The organism is Pseudomonas sp. S2_F07, assembly GCF_054668325.1.
In genome coordinates this window covers 716520-735139 of record NZ_CP162758.1, presented here as the reverse complement: position 1 = coordinate 735139, position 18620 = coordinate 716520, and the positions used below count along the sequence as shown (strand labels likewise).

At 59.9% G+C, this 18620-nt stretch carries 13 protein-coding genes and 1 pseudogene; 7 read left to right on the top strand and 7 right to left on the bottom strand.

Annotation, left to right across the window (positions count from 1 at the left end):
- Nucleotides 1-138: 138 nt before the first annotated feature.
- A complete protein-coding gene (locus AB4O40_RS03205; protein ID WP_223541179.1) occupies nt 139-1461 on the bottom strand; it encodes a DUF1329 domain-containing protein in 1323 nt (440 codons plus the stop codon).
- Nucleotides 1462-1793: 332 nt separating this feature from the next.
- On the opposite strand from AB4O40_RS03205, the gene AB4O40_RS03200 reads away from it, so the two are divergent.
- From AB4O40_RS03200 to AB4O40_RS03190, 3 genes are all read left to right on the top strand, one after another.
- Entirely contained in the window at nt 1794-2024 is a 231-nt protein-coding gene (locus AB4O40_RS03200) for a hypothetical protein (protein WP_082562964.1), read from the top strand.
- A 190-nt stretch (nt 2025-2214) separates the two neighbouring features.
- Nucleotides 2215-5112 (top strand): sensor domain-containing phosphodiesterase, encoded by a 2898-nt coding sequence (locus tag AB4O40_RS03195; RefSeq protein WP_460056134.1) that lies wholly within the window; start codon nt 2215-2217, stop codon nt 5110-5112.
- 32 nt (nt 5113-5144) lie between these two features.
- Entirely contained in the window at nt 5145-5723 is a 579-nt protein-coding gene (locus AB4O40_RS03190; protein ID WP_223541181.1) for an eCIS core domain-containing protein, read from the top strand.
- Here AB4O40_RS03190 and AB4O40_RS03185 read toward each other — a convergent pair.
- Entirely contained in the window at nt 5692-6918 is a 1227-nt protein-coding gene (locus AB4O40_RS03185; RefSeq protein WP_460056137.1) for an MFS transporter, read from the bottom strand. The two genes, AB4O40_RS03190 and AB4O40_RS03185, sit on opposite strands and share 32 nt — an antisense overlap.
- A 136-nt stretch (nt 6919-7054) precedes the next feature.
- On the opposite strand from AB4O40_RS03185, the gene AB4O40_RS03180 reads away from it, so the two are divergent.
- A complete protein-coding gene (locus AB4O40_RS03180) occupies nt 7055-7513 on the top strand; it encodes a winged helix-turn-helix transcriptional regulator (RefSeq protein WP_223541183.1) in 459 nt (152 codons plus the stop codon).
- Between the two features lie 88 nt (nt 7514-7601).
- Here AB4O40_RS03180 and AB4O40_RS03175 read toward each other — a convergent pair whose 3' ends face one another.
- Nucleotides 7602-8519 (bottom strand): LysR family transcriptional regulator, encoded by a 918-nt coding sequence (locus AB4O40_RS03175; RefSeq protein WP_056724920.1) that lies wholly within the window; start codon nt 8517-8519, stop codon nt 7602-7604.
- Nucleotides 8520-8714: 195 nt separating this feature from the next.
- Here AB4O40_RS03175 and AB4O40_RS03170 point away from each other — a divergent pair, with 195 nt between their 5' ends.
- Complete coding sequence (locus AB4O40_RS03170; RefSeq protein WP_056724918.1) at nt 8715-9155, top strand: DoxX family protein; 441 nt, start codon at nt 8715-8717, stop codon at nt 9153-9155.
- Nucleotides 9156-9199: 44 nt separating this feature from the next.
- Nucleotides 9200-9472: pseudogene (locus tag AB4O40_RS03165) on the top strand (NADP-dependent oxidoreductase); the annotation flags it as partial.
- A gap of 26 nt (nt 9473-9498) precedes the next feature.
- On the opposite strand, the gene AB4O40_RS03160 reads toward AB4O40_RS03165, so the two are convergent.
- From AB4O40_RS03160 to AB4O40_RS03145, 4 genes are all read right to left on the bottom strand, one after another.
- Complete coding sequence (locus AB4O40_RS03160; RefSeq protein WP_460056142.1) at nt 9499-10569, bottom strand: threonine aldolase family protein; 1071 nt, start codon at nt 10567-10569, stop codon at nt 9499-9501.
- A gap of 102 nt (nt 10570-10671) precedes the next feature.
- On the bottom strand, nt 10672-11487 hold the full coding sequence (locus tag AB4O40_RS03155) for an AraC family transcriptional regulator (RefSeq protein WP_056724914.1): 816 nt from the start codon (nt 11485-11487) through the stop codon (nt 10672-10674).
- A 184-nt stretch (nt 11488-11671) separates the two neighbouring features.
- Nucleotides 11672-12127 (bottom strand): glycine zipper 2TM domain-containing protein, encoded by a 456-nt coding sequence (locus tag AB4O40_RS03150; RefSeq protein WP_056724912.1) that lies wholly within the window; start codon nt 12125-12127, stop codon nt 11672-11674.
- A gap of 283 nt (nt 12128-12410) precedes the next feature.
- A complete protein-coding gene (locus tag AB4O40_RS03145) occupies nt 12411-17243 on the bottom strand; it encodes a M10 family metallopeptidase C-terminal domain-containing protein (RefSeq protein WP_460056146.1) in 4833 nt (1610 codons plus the stop codon).
- Between the two features lie 609 nt (nt 17244-17852).
- On the opposite strand from AB4O40_RS03145, the gene AB4O40_RS03140 reads away from it, so the two are divergent.
- Nucleotides 17853-18467 (top strand): dTMP kinase, encoded by a 615-nt coding sequence (locus AB4O40_RS03140; protein ID WP_460056149.1) that lies wholly within the window; start codon nt 17853-17855, stop codon nt 18465-18467.
- Nucleotides 18468-18620 lie beyond the last annotated feature (153 nt).

Here is an 18620-nt window from a genome sequence, read left to right as displayed (position 1 = left end):
GCCGGTCATTTGAGTCGGCAACGTCAGGGGCCTTTCACAAAAAACACTCACCCGAAATCTCAAGCCCCCGGTTCTTCTGAACCTGGGGGCTTTGTCATTCATCGCTCCTGCATGAGTGTGCGTTGTTTCGCCACGGACCTAGCGGATACCGGCACCCGCCATGGACTCTGGTACCCACTGCGCCGTCGATAGCGGCTCGATGTAGCGGATCCCGCCATGCGGGCCCACCACGCCATTGATGTTATAGGTGCCTTTCGACAGGTCGTAAGTCATGAAAGGAGTGGCGTCCGGTACCTGCTGGTCGTAGCTCTGGCTGAAGAACGCGAAGGAACCGCGGTATAGCTGGCCACTGGTGTCGTACTGATCGGAGGCCACCGCGGCCCAGGTGTCTTCATCGAGGTAGAAGCGGCGTTTCTGGTAGATGTGCTTGGCCCCAGGCTTGAGGTTGCCTTCCACGACGTAGACCCGGTGCTTTTCCCAGCGTACGAAGTCCGGGGCAATGAAGTTGGGCGTGGTCAGCGACTTGGCAGTGCGAGCGTAGGTGAGTTTGTAGGTGTTGTAGGGCACGATCATTTCCTGCTTGCCCACCAGCGTCCAGTCGTACAACTCGAGCGCGCGGGCGGTACCGGGGTTGGGGGTGTCGTAGGCCAGGATCGAAATCTGTTTGACCCGGCGCTGGGCAGGCATGTACTGCCAGGCGCGGCCAGGGAACTGCGCCGGGTTGGTCGCGTTCTTGAGCATGATCGACTCGCCGGCCCGGCGGGCAGGTCCGGTATAGGACAGTTTCAACTGATAGTAGATGTCGGAGCTGTTGAACGGCTTCGACAGGTTCTCGTAGATCGGGAAGGAGATGAATGCCTCGCCGGTCACCGCCAGGCTCGGTACGCCCGCCGTGTCGACGCTCCAGGAGTCGTACTTGGAATGGATGTTGACGCCCTGGTAGCGCAGCAGGAAATTCCACATTGCTTCGGCGCCGGATTGCGGGATCGGGAACGGCACTCCGGGCATCACATTGTCGATGGCGATCCCGCCATTGAGAGACCTGGCGTTGGTGGCATTCTTGCGGCTGTTGTCCAGGATCGCCTGTGGCAGCGATGCCGTGCGGTGGGTCGGATAGACGTCAATGCGAAAGTCGGGATAGCGCTTGGCCAAGGCCACTGTGGTGGCGGTCAGCATGCCTTTGTGCGCGTCGACGTTCTTGCCGTTGATCACCAGCAGCGGTTTTTCGCCCGCAAAGGGGTCCGGGCGCATGCTGTCGCCGGCCTTGAAGCTGGAGGGGGCGGTGGTCAGGCCACCGTTGTAGGGCGGAATGGAACCGTCGGCATTACCGGCCTTTTCGGCTCCCACCCACGTCAGGCTGGTACCCAGCCGGGCGGCTTCCTGGCTCGACACATAGGCTTGGGCATCGATGGCCAGCGCCATGAGGGGTACAGCAGCCAGAAGACTTTTCACGAATTTCATATTGTTATTCTCCTGCCTGGCGTACCAGGCAACTCGTGACTCAGGCGCAGCAGACGCTCACGTCGACTCATCGCCAAAGACCTTTTCAGTACTGCCATTAAATAGCTCCCGTATCAGGGGCACTTTTCATTCGACGACAACCCCTTGGCTATTGATGACAGGCCCGGGCTGTCCCGGCGGGCATTCGATGGGGAGAGTGGCCATCAGTTGTTTGTATTTTTCAGCGGAATCATCGGGTTACCGAATGGTCATAGTTACGGCTGAACACTGCCCGGATGAAAGACTCGAGCAGCCATGACCCTTCCATATCTCCGACGTTTAGGACGTTTTTTATGAATCGCGCAGTAATCTTGATCGTGGCCATTTCCAGCGCCGTCTTGTTGGGAGGCTGCGGCCCGCATTGGGATGACGGAGAACGGTACGGGCGGTATCACGATCATGACCATCGACGGGGTTACGACCACAGAGGGGACGATGATCGGGGTTATTACCGTGACTATGATCGTGGTGACTATGATCGCGATCACCGTCGCTACCGTGATCGCGATGACAACGACGACTGATACGTTAGCTTCGAGTGATAGACGCCAGGTTTGGACAACACAGCGAATAATTTGCAGCCCGTCTCAGACCTGGCACTAAATTGAACAAATTCATTGAAAAAAACCGCCATAAGCTTTAAACGGAAAGTCAAATGGCACATTGAATGCAATCAGCCAGTGAGTTTCAGCAGTTTTGGCTCAGGGAGCGCTGATGAGTTTTTGTACGTTGACCGGCCCCCCGCGGCAATCGAGCAATGACGCAGTTGCCGCATTTCACCCTCCAGGGAACCCGGATACTGTCGGTATGGCTTGCGCCGGCAACGACGACAGGATCGAACAACTGCTGGATTCGGCGCGCAACTGGGACCATACCACCGCGTGGGTGTTTTACCGTGCCGGTGAACAGATGCTTCGGGTTGGCCAGGGCGACCCACGGGTACCGTGGCCTTCGAGTGTTGCGAATGACGAGTTCGAAGCCTTTTGCCTGGCTTCGAACCTGCACCGCTGGCCCACCGGCAGGGGCGAAAGTGAGCTGGGTTGGCTGCTCGCACCCGTCGACGATGCGACGCAACCGGCATTTGCTGAACTTGCCCTGCGCCTGGGCATCGAGCTGCAGACCAATACCCTGGCCCGTGCGCAGATCACTCAGCGTGTGCTGTATGAAATTACCTACCTGGCCAGTTCGACCCGTGACCGCTCAGAGTTCCTGGTGGGGGCTCACCGGCTGCTGGCCAGCCTGATCGACGCCGAGAACTTCTATCTCGCCTTGTATAACCCGCACACTGGCAAGATCGACTACCCGTATTACGTCGACATCATCGACGTTGATGCCCTGGAATCCGAAAACTACGAATACCTTGACCCTTCGCGCCTGTCGCTGACCGGCCAGGTGTTGACCACGGGCCAGCCGTTGCTGATCGATGCCGCCGGGATTCTTGCGGCCCAGGCCGAGAACCGTTTCCACTGCGTGGGTGATCGTCCCGAGTTCTGGATGGGCGCGCCGTTGAAAAATGCCTCGGACGAGGTGTTTGGCATGCTGGCGATGCAGGTCTACGACGTTTCTCGCATCTACAGCGCCGAAGACCGCGCGCTGTTCCTGGTGGTCGCACGCCACGTGGCCATGGCGCTGGACCGGATTCTGCACCGGGAGGACCTGGAAGAAACGGTGTTACGTCGCACCCTGGAGCTTTCGGCAGTCAATGACGCATTGCGCCAGGAAGTCACAGACCGGGAGCGTGCCGAACATCTGCAAGGCGCGCTGTTCCAGATTGCAGAACTGTCGAGCCAGCCGGGTGACATGGCCGAGTTGTTCCAGACCCTGCATGGCATCGTCGGTGATCTGCTGTTCGCGCAGAACTTCTACATTGCCCTGTTTGACGACGGGACCGGCGAAGTGACGTTTCCCTATTACGTGGATGAACGCCAGACCACTTGCCCGGCGGCACGCCGAGGCCGCCGGGGCTTGACCGAGTACGTCATCCGTCAGCGCCGCCCGTGCCTGATAGATGTCGGCGAGGCAGAACGATTGTCCGCGCAGGGTGAAATCGAAATTGCCCATGAGTCCGTGCGCTCCTTCTCCTGGCTGGGCATCCCCTTGTTCGAAGGCGACGTGGTGCGTGGTGTGCTGGCGGTGCAAAGCTATACCTCGCAGGTGCGCTATACCCTGCGCGACCAGGAGCTGCTGACCTTCGTGTCGCGGCACATCGACACAGCGTTGTCGCGACGCACGGCCGCCGAAGCGATTCATGCCGCCAACCTCAAGCTCGAAGCCAGGGTGCAGAGCCGCACCCGCGAACTCGATCACGCCAATGCCAAGTTACAGCACGAAAACTCCCACGATGCGCTGACCGGGCTACCCAATCGCACCTATCTGCAGCAGCGCCTCAACCTGGCCTGGTCACGGTTCGGCAGCGAAGGCGGGCACCTGGCGGTGATGTTCATCGACCTCGACCGCTTCAAGATGGTCAACGACAGCCTCGGCCACCATTTTGGTGATCTGCTGTTGATGCAGGCCGCCCACCGCTTACGCGGTTGCCTGCGCGACACCGACATGCTGGCGCGCCTGGGGGGCGACGAGTTTTCGGTGATGGCTCCCGAGGCATCGCTGGAGGTGGTGATTGAAATCGCCGAACGGATCCTGGTGGCATTCGACCTGCCGTTTTTCATCAATGGCCATGAAGTTTTTTCGTCCTGCAGTATCGGTATCGTCAGCGCCGACAGTCAGTTCCATCACGAGCCCGCCGACTTGCTGCGCGATGCCGATGCGGCGATGTACCGGGTCAAGAGTGCCGGGCGCGACAGCTACGCCGTGTTCAACCAGGAAGTGCGCCGTGAAGTCTCGGACCAGGTAGAGCGAGAAGGCGCCTTGCGCAACGCGCTCAAACGCACCGACGAACTGCTGCCGTATTTCCAGCCGATCGTCAGCATCGAAACCGGTGAACTCTTGGCCCTTGAAGCGCTGATCCGCTGGCACCAGCCGGGCGGCCGGGTGATCGCACCGGGCGAGTTCCTGCCGGATGTCGAGGGGTTGCGCCTGATCGGTCGACTGGACCTGTACATGCTCGCCAGCATTGCCGCGATCCTCGCACAGCCCGAACACGCCGACTGGCCGCCGGTGCACGTCAATTGCTCCAGCTACAGCATGACTCGCCCCGAATTCGCCGGTGAGGTGCTTGCACTGTTGGCGCAGCACCGGGTTTCGCCATCGCGAATCTGCCTGGAGTTGACCGAAGGGGCACTGGTCGCCGAACCGGCGATTGCCCGACAGACCATGCAACAACTGGCCGACAACGGCATGTCAGTGGTGCTCGATGACTTCGGTGCAGGGTTTTCATCCCTGAGCTATGTGCATCAATACCGTTTCAGCGGCTTGAAAATCGACAAGTCGTTCATCTTCGAACTGACCACCAGCCCCCGCAGTCGTGCGATTGTCCGGGCCATTGTGCGGATGGCCGAATCGCTGGACCTGAGCGTGGTGGCCGAAGGTGTCGAAGATCAAGCGACGCTGGAGTTGCTGCGTGAAATGGGGGCAGGGCAGGCCCAGGGTTATCATTTTGCCAAGCCGATGAGCTTGAAGGCGCTCTTGGCCAGTCCACTGCTCGGTCGCTAGAGGTCACCACTGTCCGCTACCTGGAGAGTCCAATGCCGCCCATCATCACGCGCCTGGGGGCGCTGCTGATTCTTTGCCTGGCGCTTGATGTGACAGCCCAGACCAATGCCTGCCCGGCTGGCGAGAAACAAGTGTGCCTGGATGGCTGCATTTGCCTGCCAGACGTGGTGCCTGATGGCATCTACCAGATCGCGGCGCCTGCCCTGGCATTGTGGCTGACCCAGGCCCGTGCTGAAGCTGCGAACGCCGGCACCCAAGCCATTCCACCGCGCATCCGCGAGCAGTTGCTGCATTGGTACGAGCCCGGCGTCCTCGATACCGCGCGCTACAGAATAAGCGACAACGGCCAATTCAACGCCGCCACTGCCATGCTGCAAAACCCCGATGTCGGTGCCGTGACGCTGATCGATATCATCCTGTTCCGGGACGCTCAATCCGCAGAACAGGACATCGAGCTCTGGGCTCACGAACTCAAACATGTGCAGCAGTATCAGGATTGGGGGGTGTCGGGATTTGCCCAGCGGTATACGCAGGATTTCAATGCGGTAGAGGCGCCGGCTTATGCCATACAGGCTGAGGTCAGGCGCTCGGTGCGGGCGGGGGTTTACTGAAGGGCAGCGTACTCAAGATCAGGGCCGTCGCACTGATCGAGGCTCCCAGCAGGCAGACGGCAGTCCAGCCCCATAGCGCATACACCTGCGTCGCGGCAGCAGCACCCAGTGCGCTGCCCACCGAGTAAAAGCACATGTAGGCGCCGACCATGCGACTTTGGGCGTCGGGCCGTGTCGCGAAAATCAGGCTCTGGTTGGTGACGTGTACGGCTTGCACCGCGAAGTCGAGCAGAATCACCCCGCAAACCAGCGCGATCAGCGAAGACTGCGCAAAGGCGATGGGTAGCCAGGACAGCGTCAGTATCACCAGCGAAATGCCGGTGACCCGTTGCCCCAGACCCTGGTCGGCCCAGCGTCCGGATCTTCTGGCAGCCAGGGCACCGGCGACGCCCGCCAGGCCAAACAGGCCGATGACCGTGTGTGATAGCGACAACGGAGGGGCGCTCAACGGCAGCACCATGGATGTCCATAGTACGGAAAACGCGGCAAAGATCAGCAAGGCCAACAGCCCCCTGATTCGCAACACCGGTTCGGTCATGAACAGCGTGAAGAGCGAGCGGATGAGTGCCGGGTAAGTGTATCGACTGCGTGGCGTTGCTGCGCGAGGCAAGACTTTCCAGAACACCGCCGCAAGGGTCAGCATCAATCCCGAGGAAACGAAATACACGGCGCGCCAGCCTGCCAGATCGGCGATCAGCCCGGAGGTGAACCGCGCCAGAAGAATGCCCAGGACAATGCCACTGGTCACGGTCCCCACGGCCTGGCCACGTTGTGCCGGCGTTGCCAGCGCGGCGGTGCAGGCCACCAGCACTTGAACCATCACTGCCAGCAAACCCACGGCGATCATGGCCCCCAACAGGGTCAGCCATTGCTGTGCGGCGCCGACTCCCGCCAGTGCAATCGCAGACAGCAGCATTTGCGTCAGAATCAGCCCTTTACGGTTCAACAAGTCGCCCAAAGGGACGATGAACAGTAACCCCAGCGCGTAACCGACTTGAGTCGCCGTCACCACAAACCCGATCATTGAGGGGGCCACATCCAGGCTCCGGGCCATTGAATCGAGCAAGGGTTGTGCGAAGTAGACGTTGGCGACGGCGAGCGCGCAGGTGACAGAAAACACAAACGTGAGTTGCGCAGAAAGCCCCGAAGCCTGCGCGGCGAAAGGATGGGTGGCTGAATCGGTACCTGCTTTCATGTGAGCCTCCGTGGCGCTAAACTGGTTTCAATTAGCAACTTGATTCAATTGTTATCGAATCAGGTTTCATATTGCAACCACATTGCTCAAGACCAGACGACTGAACTGGCCGTCCTTATCCAAAAAGGTAAACACCATGGTCGCAGACCCTTCACCGCAAGGCAGCGAATGCCCGGTAGCACGAACACTGGAAGCCATTGGGGATCGTTGGTCGCTGCTGATCATTCGCGACGCGTTCGACGGCATTCGCCGATTCAGCGAATTTCAAAAAAGCCTGGGGGTGGCCAAGAACATTCTGGCATCGCGCCTGAAGACGTTGGTTGAGGCCGGTGTGTTCGACGTTCAGCCTGCGTCGGATGGCAGTGCCTACAAGGAATACGTCCTTACGGAGAAAGGACGGGAGATCTTTCCGGTGGTGGTCAGTATGAGGCAGTGGGGCGAACGGTTTATGTTCGCGCGGGAAGAAACGCGCTCGGTATTGCTGGACAATGAGTTCGGCCAGTCCCTGATGCCGATTGAAGTACGCTCCGCGAGCGGTCAGAAACTTGGACCGTCCGACTGCCACCGAGTGAGGGTGGTTGCCGACGAGTCTTGAATCGAACGGTTGAAGGCGAATCAGTCGAGCAGCGCCACCAATCGTGGTTTCATTGTGGGCGGCTCGAGCGGCACTGTGGTTCCAGACATCAAGGGGATGTCTCCTGCACCGGGCATTGTTGAACGAAGCGGTCGATCAACCACCTCGCCGCCGGCCCCGGCGGCAGATCCGTGCGGTAAATGATGTCGAAGGCGTAAATCCCGCTTTTGTATTCCGGTATGTTCAGTTGCACGAGTCGGCCGCTTTCCAGATCTTCCCGGACCATTGGCGCGGGCATGTTCCCCCAGCCGATGCCCTCACGCAGCAACATGTGTTTGGCGCCCAGGTCCGCCAGGCGCCAGGTGCGGTTACTGAGCACCGCGAAATCCTTGCCCCTGGTCAGGACCGAACGATCGGACAGCACCAGTTGTGTGTGCTCTCGCCCGGCGCCCGGAACGTTCGCGTCGCTTGAAGCCAGCGGATGATTCGGCGCCGCCACGGGAATCAACTCGACACTGCCGACGCCTATTCTTTCGATGCCGTCGATGCCCTCGTTCATGGGGCCGCTGACGCCGATGATCGCACCTCGGTTGATCACCAGCTCAGTGACGGCGCCGAGGGCTTCCATGTGCAAGTGCAGGGCAACCGTCGGGAACTCTTCGCGAAAGGATTTGAGTGCGTCCACCACGCGCTCGGGGGGCAGCATGACATCGAGCACCACGTGCACTTCGGCTTCAAGCCCCTGGAGCAGGCCCTTCACTTTGGCGCGTAATCCATGAACACCGTTGGCGATGGTCCTGGCTTCGGCCAACACCGTGCGGCCGGCATCGGTGAGCTGGGGTTTGCGGGTCGTCTGGCGATCGAACAACGACACCCCGAGCTGCATTTCAAGATTGGCGATCGAGTAGCTGACGACCGACGTGGCGCGATGCAGTTTTCTGGCGGCCGCCGCAAAACTGCCGACTTCCACGACCGTCAGGAACACCCGCAGTTGGTCCAGTGTCGGTGTTCCCGGGTCAGAGATCATGCCTGTTTCCTCGAACCAGATGTCCCTGAGCAAATTGCACGATTTAACTCCTTTACCGGATATGTGGGCTGGCTTTTCTAATTTATAGAATCTAATGATCTAAATTAGTCAGCTATTCAGGTTAGCTGATGCAGGGCAACATTTCTTCACCCGGGCGGTTCAAGTCGAATCGCACCCAACCGAAGGAATTGCCCCATGACGACTTCTGCAAACATCGCTCAAACAACCACTTCTGAACAGAGCCGTTCTGATGTGGCCCAAGCCTCAGCTTCGTTGATCGGCCGCGTACTGCTCAGCGTAATCTTCATCCTTTCCGGTTTTTCGAAACTCGCCGCTCCGGCAATGATGGTCGGCTACATCGGTTCGGTCGGCCTTCCGTTTCCACAATTGGCACTGGCGGTGGCGATCATTGCGGAGATCGGCGGTGGCCTGGCACTGATCGCCGGTTACCGTACCCGTACCGTCGCCGCCGTACTGGCCGTGTTCAGCGTGTTTACCGCGCTGGCGTTCCATAACGCACTGGGCGATCAGAACCAGTTCATCCACTTCTTCAAGAACATCGCCATGGCCGGTGGCCTGTTGCAGGTCGTGGCCTTCGGTGCAGGTCGCTTCAGCCTCGACGCTCGCCGTCGTTGATACGTCCGCGCTGCGCAGGGCCCGCGCCCTCGCAGCGCAAATGTTTCGGCTTCATCGACATCGTCGGCGGTTACGCGACCAAAGCCGTTGCCCAGGTTTCCAAACTGGCGCTCAATCCAAAATCGATCAGTGTCTTGCAGGCCGGCGCTGTCCCGGCAACGGCCCTGACGGCCTGGCAGGCGCTGACCGAGCACGCTGGCGTGCAACGTCGCCAGAAAGTGTTGATCCATGCCGCGGCCGGTGGCGTGGGCAGCATGGCCGTGCAGATTGCCAAGTACCTGGGCGCCGAAGTCTACGCAACGGCCTCGGCACACCATCAAATCCCTGTGTTGGGTGACGAGTGTTACTCGCGATCCCGATCTACAGCACGCCTCACCTGGTTCAACAGATGGTCGACATCCTCGGCGGTGGTGGCGAACGAGGTGACGAAGCGAACGACATTCGGTCCCCAGCGATCATGGTAGAACCCGAACCCGGCCTTTAGCAGGGCATCGATCATTGCCGAGTCCAGCCGACAGAACAGGATGTTCGCCTCGGTGCCGCCGAGCACCTCAACCCCGCTCAGGCCAGCAAGTCCCTGGGCCAGGCGCTGGGCGGCAGCGTTGGCCTTGCGTGCGTTGTGCAGCCAGAGATCGTCGGTCAGGTACGCATCGATCTGCGCCGACAGAAAACGCATCTTGGAAGAGAGATGGCCTGCGCGCTTACGCCGGTAACTCATCTCGGTGGCGAGGGAGGTGTTGAACAGCACGATGGCTTCCGCCGCCAGCGCGCCGTTCTTGGTGGCACCGAACGACAGGGCATCCACGCCGGCCTTCCACGTCATCTCGGCCGGGGAGCAGCCAAGCGACACCAGGGCGTTGGCAAAGCGCGACCCATCCATATGCAATCCCAGGGAAGAGGACTTGCAGACGTCACCAATGGCTGCGATTTCGTCCAGGGTGTAGAGGCTGCCGACTTCGGTGGCCTGGGTGATGCTGACGCAAGCGGGCTGGGTCGTGTGCACGTCGCCGACTTTGTCGCGGGTGCGCTCGCGCAGTCGGACGATATCCAGCTTGGCCGCCGGGCCGTCGACGGTCACCAGCTTCGCGCCGTTGGAAAAGAACTCCGGCGCGCCGCATTCATCGTTGTTGATATGGCTGGCCGGATGGCAGTAGATGTTGCCCCAGGGTGGCGTCATCGCGCTCAGGCAAAGCGCGTTGGCGGCGGTGCCGGTGGGCACGAGAAAGACCTCCACGTTGCGTTCGAAGATTTCGCAGAACTTGCGCTGGACCTGCGCCGTCAACTCGTCGGTACCATAGGGACTCGCCTGGCTCGTGCTGTGTTTGACCAGGGCTTGTACCACCTCCGGCGAAGCACCGGCGATGTTGTCACTTGAAAAACCCAGCGCGGGCGGTCTGTTTGTTTCACCGTTCATCATCCAGTTCTCGGCTGCGCAGGCGAAGGTGTTTCGCCCGGATTGGCGCATCCTATGGAGAGGGAAGGTTGTTGCGCTTGTAAAAAATTGACAGCTGAAGGCCTAAGTCCTGTAGCGCGATGGCGCGACGCCGAATGCCTGCCGAAAGGCGCGGTTGAAATGGCTTTGATCGTAGAAGCCGACGGCGTGGGCGACCTCGACGATGGGTTGCGCGCTGCGAGAGAGCAGACCACAGGCCCGTTCGAGACGCAGGCGAAGCAGCCACGCGTGGGGCGTCATGCCGACCGTGCGCTTGAACTGCTTGAGAAACGGGAAACGGCCCAATCCGCACAGGCCTGCGAGATCATCAAGGGTGATTCGCTGATCGATGTGACTGAAACAATAGTCCCTGACGCGAGACCATTGCAGAGGCGACAGGGTGCCGGTAATCGTTTCGGGCTTGATCGCCCGTGACTGGCTCAACAACTGTTCCAGCAGGGTGAACCATTGCGTCTGCACCGCGAGGCTGCCGGGGCCAACGCACTGCTGCATCGCTTCGTGCAAGCCGCGCAGGTTGCCTTCAAGCCCCGGGTCTTCGAGCAATACACCGGCCAATTCAAGCTCTTTCGGATGACCGCTGATTTCCTCGGCCAGGCTCGCGACCAGCGCCTGGGACAGGCGGAATGTCTTGAGCGTATAAGCGCCGCCGCCCTCGGACACGCCATCGTGAATTTCACCCGGCGGCATCAGGGCAACACCTCCTGGTCCTAAAAGAAACGACTCGCCTTTGGATCGATGGCGCTGGATGCCCTCGGTGACAAAACCAATGTGCAAATCGAGGTGGTAATGACGATCGAAACCGACATCCGCAAAACGTGCGGACCCCAGCACCAGGCCTGGTACTTCGGAGACGTGATGGTACTGGGCATGCTCAGTCATGAAACCCGTTCAACAATCGGCGAGGAGGGCGAAAGACTCAAAGTCTAAGTGTGTCAGAGGTATGGATCCATGGGTAGCCAACAACTGGCCTGAGGTTGTGCATGAGTCATTGAGTGTCAACCGAACTTGCTCGGCATGGTGATGTTGCGCAGCTTGTCCGCTGCGCAACGTCCAGTAGCTGCCGCTAGCTTTGTGGCACCACCCGCGCTTCGTTTCCGGCACCCTCGACATACACGTTCATGCCTTTTCTCAGCACCGGATTGATCGACTGGGTCACCTGAACCAGTACGCCGCTTTGGGTGCGGACGATGATCTGCTGTGCGTCCACGGGCTGATCATATTTTTTCTTTTCGATGTAGTTGCCGCCTGCCGCGCCCGCGAGGGCACCGGCGACCATCGCCACATCCCGGCCGGTGCCCCCGCCGATCAGGCTGCCCAGGCCCAGACCGCCGATACCACCCAATATGGCACCGACACCGCTGTCGTGATTGGTCTGCATCTGGGTCTGTGTAATCTCCTCGATTTTCCCCGAGCGAATCTCCGTCTCGCCAGCGCCTCCGCTCCCGGCACCCACCGCGGCACAGCCGCCAAGCACCAGTCCAAAAAGCGCTAACGTCAGCCAGGAAGCGATTGTTTTCATCGTCGAACTCCATTTTTCAGAGGAAGTGGGTCATGCAAACGCATCCAATGACGTTAGACGAAAAAATCCGGTTCAGGCGCTTGTTTGGCTGTGCACAGCACTTGAGGTTGGCCAGGCTTTGTCTTTCTTGGAAGCTGATGATCCGCGGGTACCTTTGAGCCGCAGGGTTGCAACCAGGTTCAAGATGGACCCCGTGTGGCGCGCGAGCAAGCTCCCTCGCCACAGGTTCAGTATCCCCCTTGACTGACCGATCAGGACGAGCCCGCTCCCGCAGGGTGTGCGCTCAACCCAAGCCTGTGAAATCGCTGGCGTGCAGCTCCTGGACGCCCACCAGTTGGATTTCGAATTCCGGGGTGGCGTCGGCGTTGACACTGCCCTGGAGAACGCCATCGGCAAAGCGTAGTTGGCCGGTGGCGTTGGCCGGGTCGAAAGCGTTGCTGCCAATGAAGGTGAAGGCGTCGACAGCGGTGGTCAACGGCTTGGCGTCCAGGCCGGTGAAATCCAGATGATCACCCTCGGTGCTCTTGAAACCGTTGATCACATCGCGCAAAGCCCCGACGCCCATGTCCGACAGCGCACTGAACGCGAAGGTATCCGCGCCAGTGCCACCGGTGAGGTTGTCGGTGCCTGCACCGCCGATCAGTCGGTCATCGCCCGAACCGCCCACCAGCGTATCGTTGCCCGCACCACCGTTCAGAACGTTCGCGGCGCTGTTGCCCGACAGACTGTCGGCGTAGGCGCTTCCCGTCAGGTTTTCGCAGAACTTCAAGGTGTCGAGCCCGGAGCCCGCGGTGTTTTGTTGCGCCGAGGTCGAGAGGTTTACGTTAACGCCGGACAGAGCGCGCGCATAAGACACCGTGTCAGTGCCATCGCGCCCGTCCAGCACGTTGTTACCGGCTCCGGCGAACAGCGTGTTGTTCAGCGCGTTGCCCGTGCCATTGGCGGCGCCAGTGCTATCGATATACAGATGCTCGATGTTGTCGCCGAGGGTATAGGCTGCCAAGTCGCTGTGCACACGGTCGCTCCCTCCAGACACTGCATTGCTGTTGGTCTCGATCACGGCGTCATCGGCGTTGTCGACATAGTAGGTGTCGTTGCCATCGCCGCCACTCATGCTGTCGGCTCCGGCGGCACCGTCGAGCAGGTTATTGGCGGCATTGCCGGTGATGAAGTTGTGCCGTTCATTGCCGGTGCCGTTGATGTCCGACACGCCGCTGAGCACCAGGTTTTCCAGATTGGCGCCCAGAGTCCAGCTGACCGAGGCCTGCACCGTATCGATCTGCGAGATCGAGGTGCTGGTTTCCACCACGCGGTCCAACGCGTTGTCGACCACATAGATATCGTTGCCATTGCCACCGGTCAGGGTGTCGGCGCCAAGGGATCCATCCAGTGTGTCGTTGCCCGAACTGCCCGCCAGGGTATCGGCCTGGTCGGTACCGGAAATCATGTTCCGGGCGTTGTCGAAAATGTCCTGCACGCTGTTGTTGTCGTTGGGGTTGCCCTGCAAGCCAAGGTCACCGGCAATGTAGTCGGCCAAACGCTGGCCGACGATCTCCGCCGACTCCTCGTGCAGGTGCCAGACGTCGTCGGGATACGTCAGCGGATCGACTTCGTGGCGCAAGGGGAGGTCGGTGTAGTCCACCGCCAGCTTGACGTCGACGCGCTCGGCGGCGATGGCTTCCTGGGCGGCGCGGACATAACCAGCCCCCTCGACGATGGAGGCAATTTTTTCCTCTGAATAACCACGGGCCCGCGCCGCGTCCTGGTCGTAGTGACCGGTTTCCATCAAGTACACGCTGAAGTTGCCGAACTGGGCATGCAGGTAATCAAACACCTGCAGGGTCGCGGCCTTGTACGCCGCTGCTGCTGCAGCTTTGTCCGTGGCGCGGCCGATCTCCTGGGCGGCTTCCTCGCCCTGGCCCCAAATGATGCCCATGGTGACGTTATTGATCGATTGCAGTTCGCTGAGCTGGCCTCGCAGCAGCGTTACGGCGCGCAATAACGCCGCGCCGGGCTGGTTGGTGTCGGTCAGCCACCAGCACAACTCGAGCTCCCCGGCGCTGAGTGTCGACAGGCCGGTGACCGTGCTGCCCCCCACTGCGATGTCGATGCCGTTGCCATCGGCGTCGGTGAATTGGCTGCGCACATCATAGGGGGTGTAGCGGTCCAGGTCGTTGACCAGCATCGAGGTGCCGGACTGACCGTCGTCCTCGGTCATGCGCAGCAGGCGCGCATTGGATTGGCCGAGGGTGGGCAGGTAGAGAATGTCCTGCCGGGGGCTCAAGCCGAACACAAAGTCGCTGGCGGTCAGGGTGTTGATGTAGTTGCCGTTGAGGGCGATTTCAAAACGATTGCCATCGGCATCCGCTTCGGCGGACTTGATGTAGGTCTTGTCGCCGGCCGCGTTGAGGGTGATGTACAACGTGCCATTGTTGCCATCGCCGAGGCCGATAATACCCAGGCCTGAAACATCGATCTTGTCGACGCCCGCGGTGAAGTCATAAATCGTGTCGGTGGCCGAGACACCGCCGGTGTCGTAGTCACGGTAGCTGTCGAGCACGTTGCTGTAGCGGAAGGTGTCGGCACCGTCGCCGCCGTACAGCGAGTCGCGTCCGGCGCCACCGTCGACGATGTCCGCGCCGGTGCCAGCCTTGATCGTGTCGTTGCCACCGAGGCCGAGGATCAGGTCCGCACCCGCCGTGCCGTTGAGGGTTTCGGCGTTGTTGGTGCCGGTGATGGTATTGGCGGGTACATCGGCCACGACAAGGGTGAAGCTATCACTGACCGATGCTCCGGCCGGGTCCGTGGCCTTGACCAGCACGTTGTAACTACCGGACGCGGTGCTGGGCGGCGTGCCGGTGAAGGTCAGGTTGGCGGCATTGAAGACCAGCCAGCCGGGCAGGGCGCTGCCATCGGCCAGTTTGGCGGTGTAGCCGAGGCTGTCATTGTCCGGATCGGTGAAGCTGGTCGCTGGCACCACGTAACTGAACGGGGTGTTTTCGGTCGCGCTCTGATCCAGCAGCGGATTGGCCAGCACCGGTGCCTGGTTGGTCGGTGCCGACGTGGCGAAGACGAAGTTGGCGCTGGTCAGCTTGTCGAGGTAGTTGCCGTCCAGCGCCACTTCGAAACGGTTGCCATCGGCGTCGGCGGCCAGGGACTTGATGTAAGTCTTGGTACCGGTACTGTTGAGTGCCAGGTACACGGTATTGTTCTTGCCATCCCCCAGGCCGGTGAACCCCATGGCCGAGAGGTCGATCTTGTCGGCGGTGATATCGAAATCGGTGATCAGGTCGCCAAGGTTGGCACCGCCGGTGTTGTAGTTGCGGTAACTGTCCAGGCGACTGGAGAACACAAAGACGTCCGCTCCGGCACCTCCGGTGAGGGTGTCCATACCCGCGCCGCCGTCGAGCCTGTCGTCGCCCGCGCCGCCACTGAGGCTGTCGTTACCCGCCAGGCCGAGCAGGGTGTCGGCCGAATCGCTGCCCAGCAGCGAGTCGCTGGCGCCGGTGCCGGTGATCACACGATTGAAGATGAAGTGGCTGGCGGTCAGGGTGCCGGTGAGGTTGCCCGAGAGAATCAGTTCGAAGCGATTGCCGCTGGCATCGGCATCATAGTCCTTGATGTAGGTGCGGTCGCTGCTGGCGCTGTAGCTGACCTGCAGGGTGCCGCCACGGCCATTGCCCAGTCCTGTGAAGCCGAGGCCGGCGAGATCGATCTTGTCCTGGGTGACGTCGAAGTCGGTGATGGTGTCATCGAAGCTTGTGGTTGCGTTGCGGTAACTGTCGGAATGAGCGGTGAAACGGAACGTATCGGCGCCGGTACCGCCGGTGAGTTTGTCGATGCCTGCACCCCCCACCAGAATATCGCCACCGGCTCCGCCATTGAGGGTGTCGTTGCCGGCAACGCCGTAGAAAATCTCGCTGTCGGCGCTGCCCAGCAGGGTGTCGTTGCCGGCCGTACCTTGCACGATGGTCATCGGCACCGTGGCGCTGACGTAGCTGCCGTCGCCATAGATCAGCGTGGCGCCGCTGCTGGTGTGACTGATGGTGTTGCCAATAATGGCGTTGCGATCAGTGCCGTCTTCATTGCGCTCCGCGACGCCGTAGGTCGACAGGTCGCTGCCGCTGATGAGGTTGCCCTGGATGGTGTTATCGCTGCCGTTGAAGTACTTGCCGGACACGCCCAGGGTGTCGTCGTAGGACTGGATGATGATCTCCGGGACGGGGCTGCCCAGGGAATTGTTGTTGAGCGTGTTGTCGATGATCTCGACGTGGTTGCTGCCGTAGATGCGCACACCGGCGCTGGCGTTGTCGTGAATGTCGACGCCGCTGACGGTCACCTCGCTGGACAGCTTGATCAGCACCCCTTCGGCGCCGTTGCCGTACACCTCGCCACCGGTGATGGTGATGTTGCTGGGGGAGGGGATGTCCTCGCTGCCGCGCTGCACCACGATGCCAGTGCCGCCGTTGTTGTAGGCAACGTTATTGGTGAGCGTGAAGTCGTGGGTGCTGGTAACGATGTTGAAACCGTGCCGGTCGTTGTCGTACGCGACGTTGTTTTCGAAAGTGCTGTCGCTGAGGAAGTCGGCAACGAAACCGTCCAGGCCGTTGCCGTGGGACACGCTGTTCTTGATGACCATGTTGACGGTCTGCTCGTGGGGGTCGAAACCGTACCCGGAGCAATCCTTGATCTCGACGCTGTCGAGGGTGACGTTGGAGTCGTAGCCCGCTTCGCCTGGAATGTAGCCGTTGAACCAACCGTCGATCTTGCCCGTGGTGTTGTCACGGTTGCCGTCGATGGTGAGGTTGCTCACGCCAAAGTCGTGGGTTTGCTCGCCGTAGGCGGAGCGGATGACTCCGGTGATCTTGGTGTCGGAGCCGTCAGCCACCTTGACGGTGGTTGCGCCCATGCCGTCGCCGTACAGGTAGACGTTGCTCTTGAGCATCAGGCAGCCGTCGGAGGGTTCCTCACCTCCCGAAACGATATAAGTTCCGGTCGGCATGTACACCTGCCCCCCGCCTGCAGCGGCCGCCGCATTAATTGCATTTTGTATCGCCGCCGTGTCGTCAGTGATGCCATCTCCTTTGGCGCCAAAATTTTGTACATTGAAAATCATGAGTTTATCTCCGTATCAGGCGAAAACCTCGGTAGTGCCAATATTCAATCGACAGCTAAGGCTTTATGACCCAACGGAGCGCAAAAGTTGCGACCGCATATCGGGGAAGCGTCAAGAAAACAGAACCAACTGATTAGCGGTTATGAGATGTTTCGAAAAAATAACGTTTTGTTGACGCTCGCTCGGGTAGCGAGGTCGCAGTGGACCAGCCAAGGAGTTGGCGCAAAGCTGGGTGGGAGGTGCCTGGAGGATCCTGGGCGATTCAAGTGGGTTCTACGTCTTCGGGTCGACAGAAACGCGTCACAACCCATGACATTGATGTTTGAGCGTCAACTGCGGTTTTTGGGGATGGAATTGCCCATCCGCGAATTCCACCGATGATCGTTAAGAGTGGGCTACTGCTACATACATGATTTAGCTTATGGGCGATGACCGATGTTCATAAGCGGCTGTAACCCTGGGTTTTGAGACCCGTTAGCCCGAAACCGGGTTAGAGTGTTCATCAATCTCTGTTCATAAGGGACCCTCCACTCGATTCGCGTAGTTGCGCCAAAGGGTTCCAGCGAACGAACAGGGCAAAAAAACCGTATATCAATCGTTATGTGAAAAATGAATCGTCCGCTGTTTGTTTCTCTGGATGGGCCCAAGGGAGCCGGCAAAACCACACTGTTGGAGGCCGTCACGAAAGTACTGAGGGCAGGCAACAAAAAAGTGATCCGACTTTGCGAGAAAAAAAGCGATCCCTATAGGGGTGAAACAATGACCCTCGTGAACAAATTCGTCAGAAATCCCACCCGCGATTTGGAGTTGGAGGTTTGTGAGCGCTTTGCTGATAGCCGTACCTGGATTTCCCGGCACGTGCTGGCTAAACAGCCACCAGGCAGCATCATCTTGATCGATCGCTGGTACCCGTCTGATGCCGCGTTTCGCCGGATAGTCCCGTTTGCAGAGATTCTACAGTTGAACATTGATCGAAACGTGCGAGTGCCCGACCTGCATGTCGGGGTTGTCACCGCCCCTGAAATTTCATGGGCGAGGGCAGCGGCACGACGGCGTGGGCTGAGCAGTACCGTGATCCATAAGCTGGAAGAACATGTCGCTTGTACCAAGGCGTTCGAACGAGCGATTGCAGATCACGGCTGGGTTTTATGCCGCAATGAAGGAACGATCGAAGACGCAACGATGCAGGTGATTTCTGAGATCTATAGAGTCCTTCGATGCTAGCGAAGGCGCGCGAACCTTTAAGAAGCAAACGACTATGTATCTGGTATGTGGCGAAGCGCTTTTCGATTTCTTTAGTGAAAACGCCCCCGGAGCTCAAGCTTCAAAAATAAACTACAAGGCCATTTGAGCCTCGATTGATCTGCCCAGTAGGTC